Annotated in this window: 14 protein-coding genes; 5 read left to right on the forward strand and 9 right to left on the reverse strand. The window is 61.6% G+C overall.

Annotated elements, in window-relative coordinates; genetic code table 11:
- Positions 1–37: 37 nt before the first annotated feature.
- The 4 genes from ligD to Tal182_RS03350 form a co-directional block, all read right to left on the reverse strand.
- Complete coding sequence (gene ligD, locus Tal182_RS03335) at positions 38–2,017, reverse strand: DNA ligase D (RefSeq protein WP_085858065.1); 1,980 nt, start codon at positions 2,015–2,017, stop codon at positions 38–40.
- A 1-nt stretch (position 2,018) separates the two neighbouring features.
- The gene (locus Tal182_RS03340) at positions 2,019–2,852 is read right to left on the reverse strand and encodes a Ku protein (RefSeq protein WP_085858066.1); all 834 of its coding nucleotides are present in this window, start codon (positions 2,850–2,852) and stop codon (positions 2,019–2,021) included.
- An 18-nt stretch (positions 2,853–2,870) separates the two neighbouring features.
- On the reverse strand, positions 2,871–3,101 hold the full coding sequence (locus Tal182_RS03345) for a DUF2188 domain-containing protein (protein WP_020920363.1): 231 nt from the start codon (positions 3,099–3,101) through the stop codon (positions 2,871–2,873).
- A gap of 76 nt (positions 3,102–3,177) precedes the next feature.
- A complete protein-coding gene (locus Tal182_RS03350) occupies positions 3,178–3,438 on the reverse strand; it encodes a hypothetical protein (protein ID WP_011423984.1) in 261 nt (86 codons plus the stop codon).
- A gap of 143 nt (positions 3,439–3,581) precedes the next feature.
- Here Tal182_RS03350 and Tal182_RS03355 point away from each other — a divergent pair, with 143 nt between their 5' ends.
- From Tal182_RS03355 to Tal182_RS03365, 3 genes are all read left to right on the forward strand, one after another.
- On the forward strand, positions 3,582–4,016 hold the full coding sequence (locus Tal182_RS03355) for an OsmC family protein (RefSeq protein WP_064800644.1): 435 nt from the start codon (positions 3,582–3,584) through the stop codon (positions 4,014–4,016).
- Positions 4,017–4,063: 47 nt separating this feature from the next.
- Positions 4,064–5,548 (forward strand): FAD/NAD(P)-binding protein, encoded by a 1,485-nt coding sequence (locus Tal182_RS03360; protein WP_085858067.1) that lies wholly within the window; start codon positions 4,064–4,066, stop codon positions 5,546–5,548.
- A gap of 110 nt (positions 5,549–5,658) precedes the next feature.
- Positions 5,659–6,564, forward strand: a complete 906-nt coding sequence (locus Tal182_RS03365; RefSeq protein ID WP_085858068.1) for a DMT family transporter — start codon at positions 5,659–5,661, stop codon at positions 6,562–6,564.
- On the opposite strand, the gene Tal182_RS03370 is transcribed toward Tal182_RS03365, so the two are convergent.
- The 5 genes from Tal182_RS03370 to Tal182_RS32085 are packed head-to-tail and all read right to left on the reverse strand — an operon-like array spanning position 6,530 to position 12,553.
- Positions 6,530–8,209: a VOC family protein gene (locus Tal182_RS03370; protein WP_245344804.1), complete on the reverse strand. Its 1,680-nt coding sequence runs from the start codon at positions 8,207–8,209 to the stop codon at positions 6,530–6,532. The two genes, Tal182_RS03365 and Tal182_RS03370, sit on opposite strands and share 35 nt — an antisense overlap.
- Before the next feature lie 21 nt (positions 8,210–8,230).
- Positions 8,231–9,826 (reverse strand): response regulator, encoded by a 1,596-nt coding sequence (locus Tal182_RS03375; protein WP_085858069.1) that lies wholly within the window; start codon positions 9,824–9,826, stop codon positions 8,231–8,233.
- Between the two features lie 4 nt (positions 9,827–9,830).
- Positions 9,831–10,256: a response regulator gene (locus Tal182_RS03380; protein ID WP_064800648.1), complete on the reverse strand. Its 426-nt coding sequence runs from the start codon at positions 10,254–10,256 to the stop codon at positions 9,831–9,833.
- Entirely contained in the window at positions 10,243–12,387 is a 2,145-nt protein-coding gene (locus Tal182_RS03385) for a PAS domain-containing sensor histidine kinase (RefSeq protein WP_085858070.1), read from the reverse strand. Before Tal182_RS03385 ends, Tal182_RS03380 begins: the two co-directional genes overlap by 14 nt.
- Positions 12,377–12,553 carry a hypothetical protein gene (locus Tal182_RS32085; RefSeq protein ID WP_164517754.1) on the reverse strand — a complete coding sequence of 59 codons (177 nt, stop codon included), beginning with the start codon at positions 12,551–12,553 and terminating at the stop codon, positions 12,377–12,379. The genes Tal182_RS03385 and Tal182_RS32085 overlap by 11 nt, the downstream gene beginning before the upstream one ends.
- Positions 12,554–12,581: 28 nt before the next feature.
- Between Tal182_RS32085 and Tal182_RS03390 the strand changes: the two genes are divergently transcribed.
- The gene (locus tag Tal182_RS03390; protein WP_064800650.1) at positions 12,582–12,959 is read left to right on the forward strand and encodes a response regulator; all 378 of its coding nucleotides are present in this window, start codon (positions 12,582–12,584) and stop codon (positions 12,957–12,959) included.
- A 479-nt stretch (positions 12,960–13,438) separates the two neighbouring features.
- Entirely contained in the window at positions 13,439–14,143 is a 705-nt protein-coding gene (locus Tal182_RS03395) for a LuxR C-terminal-related transcriptional regulator (RefSeq protein ID WP_064809590.1), read from the forward strand.
- Positions 14,144–14,165 lie beyond the last annotated feature (22 nt).

Genomic DNA, 14,165 nt, shown 5'->3' on the forward strand with positions numbered 1-14,165 from the left:
GTAAACCCAAAAGATCAGAGCGGGATGATTTTACGCTCTACCGCTTCTTCTTTTCCAACGGTTTCGCTGCAGCGAAAAATCCGTCCCAGGGATCTCGCGGCAGCGCGTCGAGCCGGGTCGGCGTATTGTCCACTGTGAAATAGGTCGGTCCGACGTCGGCGGTGAGCTCGCTCCATTCCAGCGGCATCGAGACCGCGGCGCCTGGCCGTGCCCGTGCCGAATAGGGCGCGACCGCCGTATTGCCGCGGCCGTTGCGGAGATAGTCGATGAAGATCCTCCCCGTGCGCTTGGCCTTCGTCGCCGTCGCCAGATAGCGGTCGGGATCGTCGGCGGACATGCTGTCGGCAAGCCATTTGGCGAAACCCTTCACCTCGACCCAGCCGGCCTTCGGCGTGAGCGGGGTCACCACATGCAGCCCCTTGCCGCCTGAGGTCTTGACGAAGGCGGCGAGGCCTTCGGCCTCCAGCCGCTCCTTCAATTCGTAAGCGGCGGCGATCACATCCTCCCACTCCACCTCGTCGCCGGGATCGAGGTCCATGGTGATCATATCGGGCTTTTCCCAATTGTCGGTCGTTGCGCCCCAGGGATGGATTTCAAGCACGGCCGATTGCACCAGCGCCACGATACCGTCGAAATCGGTAATTCTGAGCAGCTTTTCCCCCTGCTTGTCCTTGGGATCGGTGATCTCCTCGATATGCGGATTCATGCCCTTCCAGGCATGTTTCTGGAAAAACCGCTGCCGGCCGTTGATCCCGTCCGGCAGGCGCAGGAGCGCCAGCGGCCGGTTGACGACATAAGGCGCCATGAAGCGCCAGACCTGGGCGTAATAATTGGCCAGCCCCTCCTTGGTGACGCCCTCGTCCGGCCAGTAGATGCGGTCCGGGTGGGTCAGCGTCACCGCTGATTTCGGCAGGGGAGGGGCCATGGTCTTTTCCGTCTCGCGCGTCACGTCTTTCGCAGGCTTGTCTTCTCGCAGGCCGCGGAAGGCCGCATGGCGCAGATTGGCGTCAGCCGACCAGGCGCGGAACTCGACTTCGCCGACCAGCTGCGGCTTGACATAGATCAGCCCGCGCCGCTCCTCTGACGTCAGCTTGTCGTCGAACGAGTTTTCGTTCTGCGTCAGACGCGACAATTTCTCGTAAAGCAGTTGAGCGGTTGCTGCCGTATATCCGGTGCCGACGCGCCCGACATGCTTGAGTTCGCCGCCTTGGTAATAGCCCATCGCCAGTGAGCCGATCGCATTCTTCATCGATGTCGACGGCACGTAGCCGCCGATGACGAATTCCTGCCGGTGCGAGCATTTCGATTTGATCCAATCGCCTTTGCGTCCCGACGTGTATTTGCTGTCGCGCAGTTTGGAAATCACCCCTTCGAGGCTGAGCCGGCAGGCATGGTCGAGCACCAGGCTGCCGCTTTCGTTGAAATGCGCGCTGTAGCGCAGCTTGTCGTTATCGTCGGGCAGCAGGCTTTCGAGCAGCTGCTTGCGATCGATCAGCGCCACATTGACCAGGCTGTGGCCGTCGAGGTGGAGAAGATCGAAGGCATAGAAGACGAAGCGATCGTCGCGGCCCTCGCTCAGATCGCGTTGGAGCGCTGAGAAATCCGAGGCGCCGGTATCGCGCTCGACGACGATTTCGCCGTCGATCACCGCCGCTTGCACCGGCAGGGCGGCAAAGGCCTCGACCACCTCGCTGCCGAATTTCTCCGTCCAGTCTAGACCGCTGCGGGTCAACATACGGACCTTGCCGTTCTCGACCCTGACCTGCAGCCGGTAGCCGTCGAACTTGATTTCGTGGATCCAGCGGTCACCAGCCGGCGGCTTCGGCTTCAGCTTGGCAAGCGCCGGTTCGATAAAATCGGGCATTGCGCCCTTGCGCGCACCCTTCGGCCAGTCGCGTTCTCGTGGTGCCGGGGATCTGGCCTTTGCCGCCGGTCTTTTGGCGGAAACCGCCTTGCCGTCTTTCGATTTGGGAGCGAGTTTGAAATCGCGCTTTGCCTGATAGGTTTCGAGGGTCATCTCAGCCTGCCTTTTTGCTTTGGCTGTCGCTGCGCGCCGGCGTCTTCTTCGCCGCCTTGCCGCTCATCTTGGCGCTCTGGCGCAGCGCCTCCATCAGGTCGATGACCTTGCTTTCGGGCGCCGGTTTCTTCTTCGGCGGCGCCCGGCCCTCGATCTTTGCCTTCACCAGTTCGACGAGGGCCGCTTCGTAACGGTCCTCGTAGGCGCTCGGATCGAAGCTCCCGTGCTTGGTCTCGATGATGTGCCCGGCGAGCTCGAGCATCTCCTTGTCGAACTTGATGTCGGGAATGTCTCTGAAGACCGCCTCGGCTGAGCGCACCTCATAGTCGAAATTCAGCATGGTCGCGACGATGTGGCCGTCATGAGGCCGGATCAGCAGCGTTCGGTTGCGCTGGAAAAGCACGGCTTCGGCGAGCGCCGCGACCTTGCTGTCGCGCATGCCGCGGACGATCAACGACAGCGCTTCTTCATCATGTTCGTCGACGGGCGCGAGGTAATAGGGCCGGTCGAAATAGAGCTTGTCGATATCGTCATAGGCAATGAAAGCCTTGACGTTGAGCACCTTGTCGCTTTCCGGCATGATCTCGGCGATCTCGTCGCCTTCGATGACGATGTAATCGCCATTCTCCATCCGGTAGCCCTTCACCTGATCGTCCCGCCCCACCGGCTTGCCGGTCTCGCTGTCGACGAATTGCCGTTCCACCCGGTGGCCGGTCCTGCGGTTGATGATGTTGAAGGAAACGCGGTCGGAGGAGGAAATGGCGGTATAGAGCCCGACGGCGCAAGCAAGGTCGCCTACCTTCAGATGACCTTTCCAGCTTGCCCGCGCGGCCATGCCATCCTCCGTTGCAAATCAGAGCCGACTGCTGCTCTTGTCGGTTTCGAGCTCCTGGAACGCCCAGCCGCCGTCGGGTGCAGGATAGGCGAGCAACGCGTCGCCGTCGCCGATTTTCTGACGTGACGCAGCATCCTTGGCGTGGACAATCGCTTCCTCAGCCGTCGCATAGGTCTCCGACAGCGTATCGCCGAGCTTGTAAGCCCAGCCATTGTCGTGCGGCACGACCTCATAGGTGATATCGGCCATTTCGGATCTCCTCTTTTCAGTTTGACTGGGAGTATGATGTCGGCCGAAAACTGCGCATAGTTTTCAGCATCATGCCCTAGTTCCGATTTGGTTTGCGCCTTTCGTCGAGCGCGATGATTTTCTCGAGCGAAGCGATATCCTCGCTGGTCACGACGGGAACCGGATCGGCCGCGATCGCCTCCAGCACCTCCTGCGAGATGGCCCCGTTGCGGATCGCCCATTCCAGCGTCTCGCGCGTTTCCCGCTCGGCCTTGAGCTGTGCATAGAGCGCGACGATCAGCCGGTCGCGGGCGTCCATCCGCCGGCCCCGACGATCCATGCTGCGGACATGCGGCATCGCTCTGCACCTTTGTCACTGATTTCGTTCAGGTGTAGTCAACTGATGACGGATGGAAAGGTTCCGTTACCAGTCATTACACCGCCGTTGCGGGCCGAGGCGCAACTCGCTATCTCTGCCAGGCTATTGTCAGAGGATTTTTCATGGCCGATCTTAAGGCACGCCCCCGTCCGACAGGCGCTACCGCCACCCTCGGCCGCACCGGCTTTCCGCATGTCACGTCCACGACCAAGGGTGAGATCGATATCGTCACTGCGCCGTCGCAGCCGGGCTTCAGCCCGCTCGATCTGCTCTATGCCTCGCTCTCGGCCTGTCTCGTGCTCAGCGCCCGCATTGCAGCCAGTCAGATGGGGGTTCTCGACCGGATCAGCGAGATCACTGCCGACGTCACCGGCGAGAAGGCGGCGGAAGGGCTCTCACGTGTTGCGAAATTCAACATCGTCTTCTCGATCAAGGGCGATATCGACGAAGAGACCCGCCGCAAGATCGTCGATGCCGCCGAAGACGAGATCTGCACGGTCAGCAACACCATCCGCGGCACTCCCGAATTCTCGACCGTAATATCGAAACAAGACTGATCTTCATAACTATTATAGACAATTATGGCCGGAGGATTGCGCGAGCCATGTCCGGCTTCTATGCTCGGGGCATCGAAGCAACGGTATCGGCCATCATGCAGCCCAAGTCTCTGTCGATGTCCGACCAGCCCGTCGTCGCCATCATCGGCGGTGGCCTCTCCGGCGCGGGCGTCGCCTATCATCTCGCCCGCGCAGACGGTGGCGAGCGTCCCGTCATCGTCGTCTTCGAGCCGCGGGCGGAGCTCGGCCGTGGTCTTGCCTATGACACGGGCGACCCGGCCCATCGCATCAATGTTCCCGCCGCCAAGATGAGCCTGCAGCCCGACGACCAGGGCGAGTTCCAGGCCTGGATCGAGGCCCGCGATGCCGTCGCTTGCGACCCGCAGGCAAGACGGCCCGATGGGCTGCTCTTTCCCCGGCGCCGGCTGTTCGGCGATTATGTCGCCTCGCTTCTGAAGCCGCTGCTGGAAGACGGCAGCGTGCGTCATTGCCGCGCCGCCGTGACCGATGTCGAGCGCCGGGCCGGCCGCTGGTCGATCCGCGACGATAAAGGCGGCGTGTTGCTGGCCGATATCGTTGCGATCGCCACCAGCCATCCGCCGCCGGCGGCCCCCGGCCGGCTTGCGGCCCGGCTTGCCGCCCATCCCCGTTTCGTCGCGGACACCACGAAACCAGCTGCGCTTGAGGTGATCCGTCCCCAGGACCGGGTGCTCGTCATAGGCAATGGCTTGACCGCCGCCGATGTCATTGCCTCGCTCGCTGAACGCGGGCATCGCGGTCCGGTGACGGCAATCTCGCGCCGTGGTCTGCGCTCGCGCGGGCATGCGCCGGTGCCGCAGCCGCTGTTCGGCGATTTCCTCGCCGATGCGGCCCATTCCGCCGTTTCGCTGCTGGCAGCAATCCGCGCCGCCATCAGCGTCGCGGAAGCGCAGGACATAAGCTGGCATGGGGTGATCGATCAGGTGCGGGCGCAGGGACGCGATCTCTGGCAGGCGCTGCCGGTTGCCGAACGGCGCCGTCTCGTCCGCCATCTGCGTCCCTATTGGGATGTGCATCGTTTCCGCATCGCGCCGCAGGTGGAAGCCGTGCTCGACGCGGCGATTGGCGCCGGCCGTCTCGAAATCCTTGCCGGCTCGGTCGCCGATGTCCGCATCGAAGGCGATCTTATTCTTTGCACCTTGCAGCCGCGCCACCGGCGCCAGCCGTTGGAGCGGCGCTACGACGCCGTCGTCGTCACCACCGGGCCGGCGCATGGCGGTATTCTCGAAACTCAGCCCTGGCTCGCGGCGCTTGCTGCAAGCGGCCACCTGTCGCTTGATCCGACAGGCCTCGGCCTTGCCTGCACCGAGCAGTCGGAGGCGATCGGCCCGTCGGGAAAGGCGGAGCCTTCGCTGTTGATTTCCGGTCCGCTGGCGCGCGGCACTTTCGGCGAACTGATGGGGTTGCCGCAGGTGACCGAGCATGCCTTCTTCGTTGCAGGCGAAATCGCCGCAAAGCTGCGATTGATCATGGAGAGCAGGCATCCGGTCTGAATTCTTGTCCCGATGTCGCTCTTCGACTGTCGCCGGCGGACGACTTCTGCTATGCACGCGCCAATCAACGGCCCGCCGCCAATGTTCGGGCAATCAAAAATATCGAGACCATGTCGCAGACCGCTTCCACCCTCTCCGAAGCCTCGCCTTCCAATCGTCTGGCCCTTGCGGCGCTCGTCCTCGGCGGGGCGGCGATCGGCGGTTCGCCGATCTTCGTTCGCCTGTCCGAAGTCGGGCCGATGGCCACTGCCTTCTGGCGTGTGGCGCTGGCGCTGATCCCGATCTTCATCGTCTCGCTCATGAAGAAGGATCGGGGGCCGAAGCCGCAAAGCCTTTCCGATTATGGCCTGCTGGTTCTTCCGGGCCTCATGCTGGCGCTCGACCTCGCCGCCTGGCATCTTTCGCTTACCATGACATCGGTCGCCAACGCGACGCTGCTTGCAAACCTCGCGCCTGTTTTCGTCACACTGATCGCCGTCCTGTTTTTTAAGGCGAGAACCAGCGGCGTTTTCCTGCTGGGGCTGGTCCTGGCGCTCGCCGGTGTCGTTATCTTGAAAGGCGGACCGGCAGGGCTCGGCAATGGCGATTTGAGTGGCGACGGCACCGCGATGATCGCCGCTTTCTTCTATGCCTGCTATATCCTGGCGATCGGCAGGTTGCGCAGCCGGTTCGATACGATCCGCATCATGCTGTGGAGCACGGCATCGGCTGCCGTCTGCATCTTCCCGATCGCCTTCTTCTTCGAAGGGCAGATGCTGCCGGCGACCCTCTATGGCTGGTCGATCCTCTTCGGCCTCGCCTTTGTCAGCCATGCCGGCGGGCAGGTGGCGATCACCTATGCGCTGGCCTATCTGCCGCCCGCCTTTTCATCGCTGACGCTGCTGTTGCAGCCGGTCGTCGCCGCAATCCTCGCCTGGGCGCTGCTGGACGAGGCGATCGGGACGATGCAGGCGCTGGGCGCCAGCGTGGTGCTCGCCGGCATCATGGTTGCCCGAACGGCTCGCTCGTCGGCTTGACCGCTTGCTGCTCCAGCGGCGGTGGATCATCCCCCATTCTCTGGAGCAGCCACTTCTGGATGATCGGCACATCGGCGTCGCCGAGATCGTGGCCGCCGGGGATGACGTCGGAATCGACGGTGGCGCCCGAACTCTTCAGCCTGTCCTCCAGCTCGCTCGCATATTTGCCGTAGGCATCGGTCTTGCCGCTGATGACCAGCAGATCCGTGCCCTTCAGATCGGCATGCGGATAGTCGCTGAGCACAGGCATGGAGCGCAGCAGCACCGCCTTGTGAACGAGGTTCGGGTGCAGGTAGAGCAGCGAGTTCAACAGGTTGGCGCCGTTGGAATAGCCGACATAGACGATCTTCTTGGGATCGAGGCCGTAGGATTTGACGGCGCCTTCGATGAAGGCCGCAAAGGCTTCGGCCTCCGTTTTGATGTCGTTCTGGTCGAAGGAGAAGGGGGTGATGCGCTTATACCAGCGCGGAAAACCCTCTTCCGTCGCACGGCCACGGACGCCGAGCAGGGTCGCGCGCGGCGCCGCCTTGTTGAGGAGCGGCATCAGCGTCGTCTCATTGCCGCCCGAGCCGTGCAGCAGCACGAAGACACTGCCGTCGGGATTGGGCGGCGTATAGAAGCGATGGACGAACGGCAGTTCGCGGTAATTGATGCGCGGCTGGCCGGGCATCGAAAACTGCGGCAGGACCACCTTCAGGTCGTCGAGATTGGTGATTGCTCCCGGCGGCGCGAAGAGCTTGGTGCCAAGGGCCGCGTGCTCTTCGTCGACAGTCATGCCGGGCTTGTCGGTTGCAAGCTCCACCAGCGTTCCGCCGGGCTCGCGGGCATAGAGCGAGCGGAAATACTTGCGGTCGTGCATGTTTGTCGGCGATGCATCGGTCTTCTCCAGCGCCTCGGAAACCGAACGCAGCGCCTCCTCATCGGTGGCCCGGAATGCGACATGATCGACGGTGCCGGTTCCCGGCGCACCGGACCAGAAGCCGCGCGCATCGCGCACGTCGATGACATCGCCGGATTGCGAAACCAGCCTGTCGATCGTGCCGCGGTTGGCCTGGAAGCGGTAGCCGAAATGGCGCTCGAGGAAGCTGCGGCTCTCGGCCGGCTTTTCCGTCAGCATGGTTGCGCCGCGCACCCGCTGGACGGCATGCTCGACCGGGATCGAGGCGCCGTCCCAGACAGCGGGCGATGTGAGGTCCTTTGCGCCCGCGAGCTTGAGGATGATATTGTCGGGGTCTTTCAGCCTGAGGACAGGCTCGCCGAATTCATCCGCGGGTCCCTCCGAACGCAGGCCGAAGCTCATGGCGCGTGTCAGCCAATAGCCGATGCTCGCCGGATCGATCGCCAGCGAAATTTCGCTGATCTGGCCGTAGCCCGCCCGGCCGGACGCGCCATCTTCCCAGACGAGGAAGCTGACGAGCGAACCCGGCGTGCCTGCCGAATCGCCGTAGAAGAGATGGAGCTGGGTCGCATCCTCGTAGCCGGCCGTCTGCTTGACGAGGCGCATGCCGAGAAAGCCGGCGTAAAAATCCACGTTCGCCTGCACCTTTCGGGTGATGGCCGTAACGTGATGTATGCCTGATACCATCGAGAGCAGTCCTGATTGAAGCGTCGTCAGGAGCGCGAGTATGAGAGCTGCGAAAGTCATACCGTTGCCAATGACCACCGCTTAGTTTTGTTCCGCACAAAGCGCAAGCGAATCGCCGCGCTGCAGCAGTTCCAAATGATCGACATCTTCGAGCGCCTCTTCCAGTTGCTGCAGGGTCGGCGGCTTGACCATATAGGCTCTCGCGCCGAGATTTCTGGCCCGCTGCATGTCGGTCTCATCGCTTGAGGTGCTGAGAATGCAGACGGGAATCCGTTTCAGACGGGCATCGGCCGACAGCGCGTTCAGCACCTCGAAACCGTCCATGATCGGCATGTTGATGTCGAGCAGCATCAGGTCGATCTGCGGCACGCCGGCGATGCCGGCGCGCTCTTCGAGCAGCCGCATCGCCTCGCGCCCATTGGTGGCGACATGCAGGTTGAAGGTCACCTTCTCCCGCCGCATCAGCTTGATCTTCAGAATCTGGATGTCGGCGGGGCTGTCTTCAACCAGCAGCACTTCGGCAAGCCTGCCGGAACCTTCGGCTAGCTGCTCTGCCGGCTTCAGGCTGGGCGGAACGGCTGATGCGGCGGGCGGCGCGGGCCGTGCCTCGGCGAGCGGCATCTCGATGATGAAGGTGGCGCCGGGCCCCTTCTCCGGTTCGCACCAGATCGAGCCGCCATGCAACTGCGCGATGCGGCGGCATATCGCAAGGCCAAGCCCGGTGCCCTCGATGCCGCGGCCGACGAGCCGTTTGAACGGCTGGAAGATCAGCTCGCGGTGCTGGGGGTCGATGCCCGGTCCGTTGTCACGCACCGTCAGGCGGCAGCTATCCCCATGCGCTTCGCCCGAGATCTGGACCTCCGGAGCTTTTTGATCGCAATAGCGGATGGCATTCGACACCAAGTTCTGCAGAAGCTGGGCGAGCAACGTCGCATCGCCCATCACCTCCGGCAGCGGCCCGCGGATGATGACGGCCCCGCGGCTCTCCATCTGCTGGCGCAGATTGTCCTCCACCTGATTGAGCACATCGGACAGCGAGACCGGCATCAGCTGCGGCCCGCCATAGGCTTCGAGCTTGGTGAAGTTCGAGACCTTGACGATCAGGTCTTCCATATGGTCGGCGGCGCTCAAGACATAATCGAGCAGCTCGCGGTCTTCGGCCGGAAGCACTGCAGAGCCGTGCAGGATACGGCTGAAAGACTTGATCGTCCTCAGCGGCTCCTTCAGATCATGCGCCATGGCGCGTGTGAAGATCTCAAGCGATTGCCGCTTCTGCTCCAGCTGGCCTTCCAGCATGCCATGCATGATGGCGTTCTGGATGCAGCGATGCAGCGTTTCGGGTGAAAGCGAATCCTTGGTGAGATAGTCGCGCGCGCCGCTCTTCATCACCTCGACGGCGACGGTTTCGCTGCCCTGGCCGGTTAGCATGATGACATTGGCGGCGGGATCGTCCTCCAATATATCGGCAAGAACGCCGAGCCCGTCGCGCCCCGGCAGCGAATAGTCGAGCAGGATGCAGTTCGGCCGTTTCCGGCTGTTCAGTGCAAGGCCCTCTTCACCCGTCTCGGCCTCGAGGACGGTATAGGCCGTGCTGGAGACGCGGCCCAGGATGCGGCGATAGACCTCGCGGTCGTCGATGTTGTCGTCGATGATGAGAATGCAGCAGTCTTCCGCCAAACGGTCAGTCCTCGAGCGGCAGGATCGCGATTTCGAACCAGTATTCCTTCAGCCGCTGGATCGCGGCGAAGAGCCCGTCGAGATCGACCGGCTTCTGCACATAGGTGTTGGCGCCGAGCGCGTAGCAGCCTTCGATGTCGCGTTCGTCGTCTGAAGTCGTCAGGATCACCACCGGAATCTTCCGCCAGCCGTCGTTCGACTTGATCGCCTCCAGGGTCTTGCGGCCGTCGAGGCCGGGCATGTTGAGATCGAGCAGGATCAGCCCTGGTTTCGGTACCATTACGCCGAGCATGTCGAGCGCTTCCTGACCCGAGGCCGCCCATCGGATCGAGTTGCGCAGATTGGTGCGCTTGAAGGCGCGCATCGTCGCTTCGAAATCGTCTTCACTGTCTTCGACGATCAAAATCGGTTGCGTATCACGCTGCTGCATTCTGCCCCTCGCGTTTTCTTCCCAGGGTGAAATAGAACGTGGTACCGACGCCGACTTCGGACTCCAGCCAGATATCGCCGTTGTGCCGCGCGATGATCTTGCGGACGAAGGTGAGGCCTGCTCCGGTCCCGTCGTCGGAATCCTGCGACTTTTCGAGCCGTTTGAAAATGCGGAAAATATCCTCATGGAATTCCTGGGGTATCCCCTTGCCGTTATCCCTAACGAAAAACACGTTGCGGGCAACCGTGCCGTCCTTGCCGACGAACCGTTCGAGATAGCCGACGGAAATCAGTGGCGTCGGCTTGTCGTTGTATTTGATCGCATTGGTGATGAGATTGCGGAACACTTCGGTCAGCCGCGGCGCGTCGCAGACCACCTCCGGCAGCCTGCCGTCGGTGACGACCCTGGCATGCCGCTCTTCAAGAAGCAGCTCCATCGTCCCGACCACATCCTTGACGATCAGACCGATATCGGTGCGTTTGACTGCCAGCTGCTGCCGCCCGAGCCGGGAGAAGTAAAGCAGGTCGTTGACGAGCTTCTCCATCCGCTGGCTGAGACGCACGAGCCGGTTCAGCCGGCGCACGCCGTCCACGTCGAGCTTGTCCTCATAATCCTCGAGGAGGAAACGCGAGTGGTTGTGCAGGCCGCGCAGCGGCTCCTTCAGATCATGCGAGGCAATATAGGCGAATTCGTCTAGGTCATGGTTGCTGCGCTCGAGCTCCGCCGTATAGGCCTCGAGCTGGGCAAGCGTCGTTTTCATCCGTTCTTCCTGCCGCACGCGCTCGCTGATATCGCGTACGATGCCGACGAAGGTCTTGGTCTCGCCGCTGACGACAACGCTGATGGACACTTCGATCGGGAAGACGATGCCGTTCTTGCGCCGGCCGGAGACCATCCGCGTCGTGCCGATGATACGCTCCTCGCCGGTCTGCCGGTAATGGGAGAGATAGCCGTCATGCTCGGAATGATAAGGCTCGGGCATCAGCATCTTGATGTTCCGGCCGATCGTTTCCTGCGGCGAATAGCCGAACATGATCTCGGCTGCCGGATTGAAACTCTTGATCGTTCCGCGCCCGTCGATAACGAGGACGGCATCCGGCGTGCTGCGCGCCAGCGCGCCGAAGCGAACGCGTTCGGCTTCCAGATTGTTGTTGTTGCGCAGGAAGTAGAAGATAAGGATGGCGATCAGCCAGAGCGTGGCGGCGGTGATGGTGCGGTTGGCGATCTCCTGCCAGAATGCCGCCTCGTCATGTCTGACGGCGAAGAAGCCGAGCATGAGGAGCATGGTGCAGGCAAAGGCAAAAAAGAGCGGCGCATTCCTGTTACCGAACCAGAGGGCCGTCAGCACTAGCGGCACGTAAAGAATGCCGTTGGCAAGGCCGAGCGGCGTATAGAGATCGACGACAAGGCCGGTGAAGCAGACCGCCGCCGGAATCCAGAGCGGAATCTGCGCCCGGTTTGCCGGCTGCATCCACCAGGAGCGGGCAAGCAGGCCCGCGCCGAAAAGCACCATGCCGATCGCCGTGTGCAACGCCATTGCCGCATAGGGACCCCAGCGGTAGCCCTGTTCGGCATCGGTGAGATAGCCGGCGAGCGCGATCATGCCGAGTGTGACGACGACATAGGCGGTCAGCTCCTGTACCACCTGATTTCCAGGCTTGTCCACGTGGAGCGAGAGCAGCAGCGAAAGATTGGCAATCAGAAAGATCAGCGCCGTATTGGGTCCCATGCCGCCGCCGATTTCTGCAATGAAATCGGGCGGAATCACCAAGCGGGTGATCAACTGGTCGACATAATGGACGGTCCGGCCCACCGTTGCGATTTCCGCGAGCCGGGCTGCCGCGATCGCCGCTGCAACCCCTGTCATGATCGTTGCCATTGTAAGAAAGCGACGGGCAGCAAGCGTCGAGGCGGCAAGCCCAAGGCCGGAAAGCATGAAGCAGAGCCCGGTATTGAAGGCCATCGACGGAAAGCCGGGGAAGAGCGAAATGACGACCTTGATCTGCAGCAGCCAGCCGGCAAGGGCGCTCACCCCCAGAAGGAACAGCAGGCAGCCGACCGCAATCGCGAAGGCACGGTAGCGCCATCGCCTCCGCTGGTCCTGCAGGTCCACGTTGCCCTTATCCTGCACCCGTGTATCCTCTCTCGGTTCGCGCGGCCATTTTTTCCGAAATCGAGGAATACTCAATAGCCAGCGAACGCCGCCACTGCGCTTTTTCCGAAATGATTTTTCGATCGAACAGATCGAATTTTGGTGAAATCGCGATATCGTGACGTCGAAGGACAACCAGGTTCATTCGAACAATACCCAAATCACGGTGCCGGATGCCTACGATAGTTTACGTCGACGACAGCAGGGATGATCTCTTTTATCTCGACTATATCCGCAAGAAGCAGCAGATAGACGTCGATCTATTCTGTTTTTCGACGGCCGAGACGGCGCTGGAGGCGCTGAAGCAGCGCGTGGCGGAAGGCTGGGCTCCGCCGGAGCTGCTGGTCGCCGATCTCTACATGCCCCTCGACAGCGGCATTGGCCTGGTAAGCAGCCTGCGCGGGGATGATCGTTTCAGAACGATGCGTCTCGCCATCTGCAGCGGATCGGATGCCGATGAGGACCGCGCGCGGGCGTTCGAAGCCGGTGCCGATCTTTACCTCGAGAAGCCGCTTGATCTTGCCGCGATCCTTCTCAATCTGGAAGTGTAGGAAACGGCAGAAACCGAATGGTGCGTTTCCTGGCGTTCGTCCGGGCGAAGTGACAAACCGCAATTGACAAGGCCGAGTGTGCATTTCAAGATGCAACCGAAGCGAAAAGAACGGAACGAAAAATAAGCGCTGAGAGAACCGATTGACCCGTGTTCGCCGCCACGAACTTCCAGCCAACCCCTTAGCTGAATGGGCCTATCGGCTCTCTCGCGCTTACGTCTGGCACTGCCTTCTCGCATTCATGGATGTTGAATGCGAGAAGATTTACGATACCCAGGTAAGAACTACTGCCCCTCAGTATATCTGCCCGTGCATCACCTGTAGTTGAGGCATTTGATGATATCCGCCTTGTATACCGAAAGTCCCCGTTTCGATATCTCTCATCAACTGTCTCGCAATTTTTGTAGCTGTTCGCGTTTAAGACGTATATCCCAAGATTTGGGGATCGGGGGCATGGCGGGAGGAGAGGAAGAGTGGGAATGAACAATGCCGCGGCAACTCCTTTTCATGCCGGACCGGAGCTGAGCCGGGCGATCAACCGCACCGATTTTTTCCGTCTGCTGAAAGCGGCGGCGCAGCATTACCACTTCGATAATTTCGCGCTTGCCCGCATTTCCGAGGCTTCTACTCCTTTCGGCGAGCGCGATATCGTCATCACCAATGTCGCCGAGCGACGGATCGGCCTTTTCATTGCGACGTTGAGGGAGGCGCTCGGGACCGTTCGGGCAAAGAGCGCCCAGTTTTTGGCGACGCCCGTCCATGGCAGGAGCACGCAGCCGGACACCTATCCCTCCGATCGGCTTTTCAACGAGTTCCGCAGCGGCGTCTTCCTCTTCATTCCGCTGTTCACACCTGAAGGGCGGCGATATTGCCTCGTGCTGAGCGGTGAGCGTGAAGAGCCGGATCAGGGCGAGATCGCCGACATGCTTCTGGATGCCATGCGCATTTTCGACAAGCTCTACGAGGAAATCCTGACGCCTGAGATGTCCGGGCGGTTGACCCAGCGCGAATCGGAAATCGTCAAATGGACCAGCGAAGGCAAGACCTCGGCCGAAATCGCCATCATTCTCGGTCTATCCGAACATACGGTCAATTCGCACATCACCGCGGCCGCGCGTAAGCTCGACGCCGTGAACCGCGTCCACATGGTGGCAATCGCCCTGAGGAATGGTTTGGTTTCGTGAAAATTGGCTTCGGGACTGAGGA

The organism is Rhizobium sp. TAL182, assembly GCF_002117725.1.
GTDB lineage: Bacteria > Pseudomonadota > Alphaproteobacteria > Rhizobiales > Rhizobiaceae > Rhizobium > Rhizobium esperanzae.

What these genes read in the sequence shown, in the direction of transcription:
- ligD (WP_085858065.1), bottom strand. Translation starts at nt 2,017, where the DNA reads ATGACCCTCGAAACCTATCAGGCAAAGCGCGATTTCAAACTCGCTCCC.
- Tal182_RS03340 (WP_085858066.1), bottom strand. Translation starts at nt 2,852, where the DNA reads ATGGCCGCGCGGGCAAGCTGGAAAGGTCATCTGAAGGTAGGCGACCTT.
- Tal182_RS03345 (WP_020920363.1), bottom strand. Translation starts at nt 3,101, where the DNA reads ATGGCCGATATCACCTATGAGGTCGTGCCGCACGACAATGGCTGGGCT.
- Tal182_RS03350 (WP_011423984.1), bottom strand. Translation starts at nt 3,438, where the DNA reads ATGCCGCATGTCCGCAGCATGGATCGTCGGGGCCGGCGGATGGACGCC.
- Tal182_RS03355 (WP_064800644.1), top strand. Translation starts at nt 3,582, where the DNA reads ATGGCCGATCTTAAGGCACGCCCCCGTCCGACAGGCGCTACCGCCACC.
- Tal182_RS03360 (WP_085858067.1), top strand. Translation starts at nt 4,064, where the DNA reads ATGTCCGGCTTCTATGCTCGGGGCATCGAAGCAACGGTATCGGCCATC.
- Tal182_RS03365 (WP_085858068.1), top strand. Translation starts at nt 5,659, where the DNA reads ATGTCGCAGACCGCTTCCACCCTCTCCGAAGCCTCGCCTTCCAATCGT.
- Tal182_RS03370 (WP_245344804.1), bottom strand. Translation starts at nt 8,209, where the DNA reads ATGACTTTCGCAGCTCTCATACTCGCGCTCCTGACGACGCTTCAATCA.
- Tal182_RS03380 (WP_064800648.1), bottom strand. Translation starts at nt 10,256, where the DNA reads ATGCAGCAGCGTGATACGCAACCGATTTTGATCGTCGAAGACAGTGAA.
- Tal182_RS32085 (WP_164517754.1), bottom strand. Translation starts at nt 12,553, where the DNA reads ATGAACCTGGTTGTCCTTCGACGTCACGATATCGCGATTTCACCAAAA.
- Tal182_RS03390 (WP_064800650.1), top strand. Translation starts at nt 12,582, where the DNA reads ATGCCTACGATAGTTTACGTCGACGACAGCAGGGATGATCTCTTTTAT.
- Tal182_RS03395 (WP_064809590.1), top strand. Translation starts at nt 13,439, where the DNA reads ATGAACAATGCCGCGGCAACTCCTTTTCATGCCGGACCGGAGCTGAGC.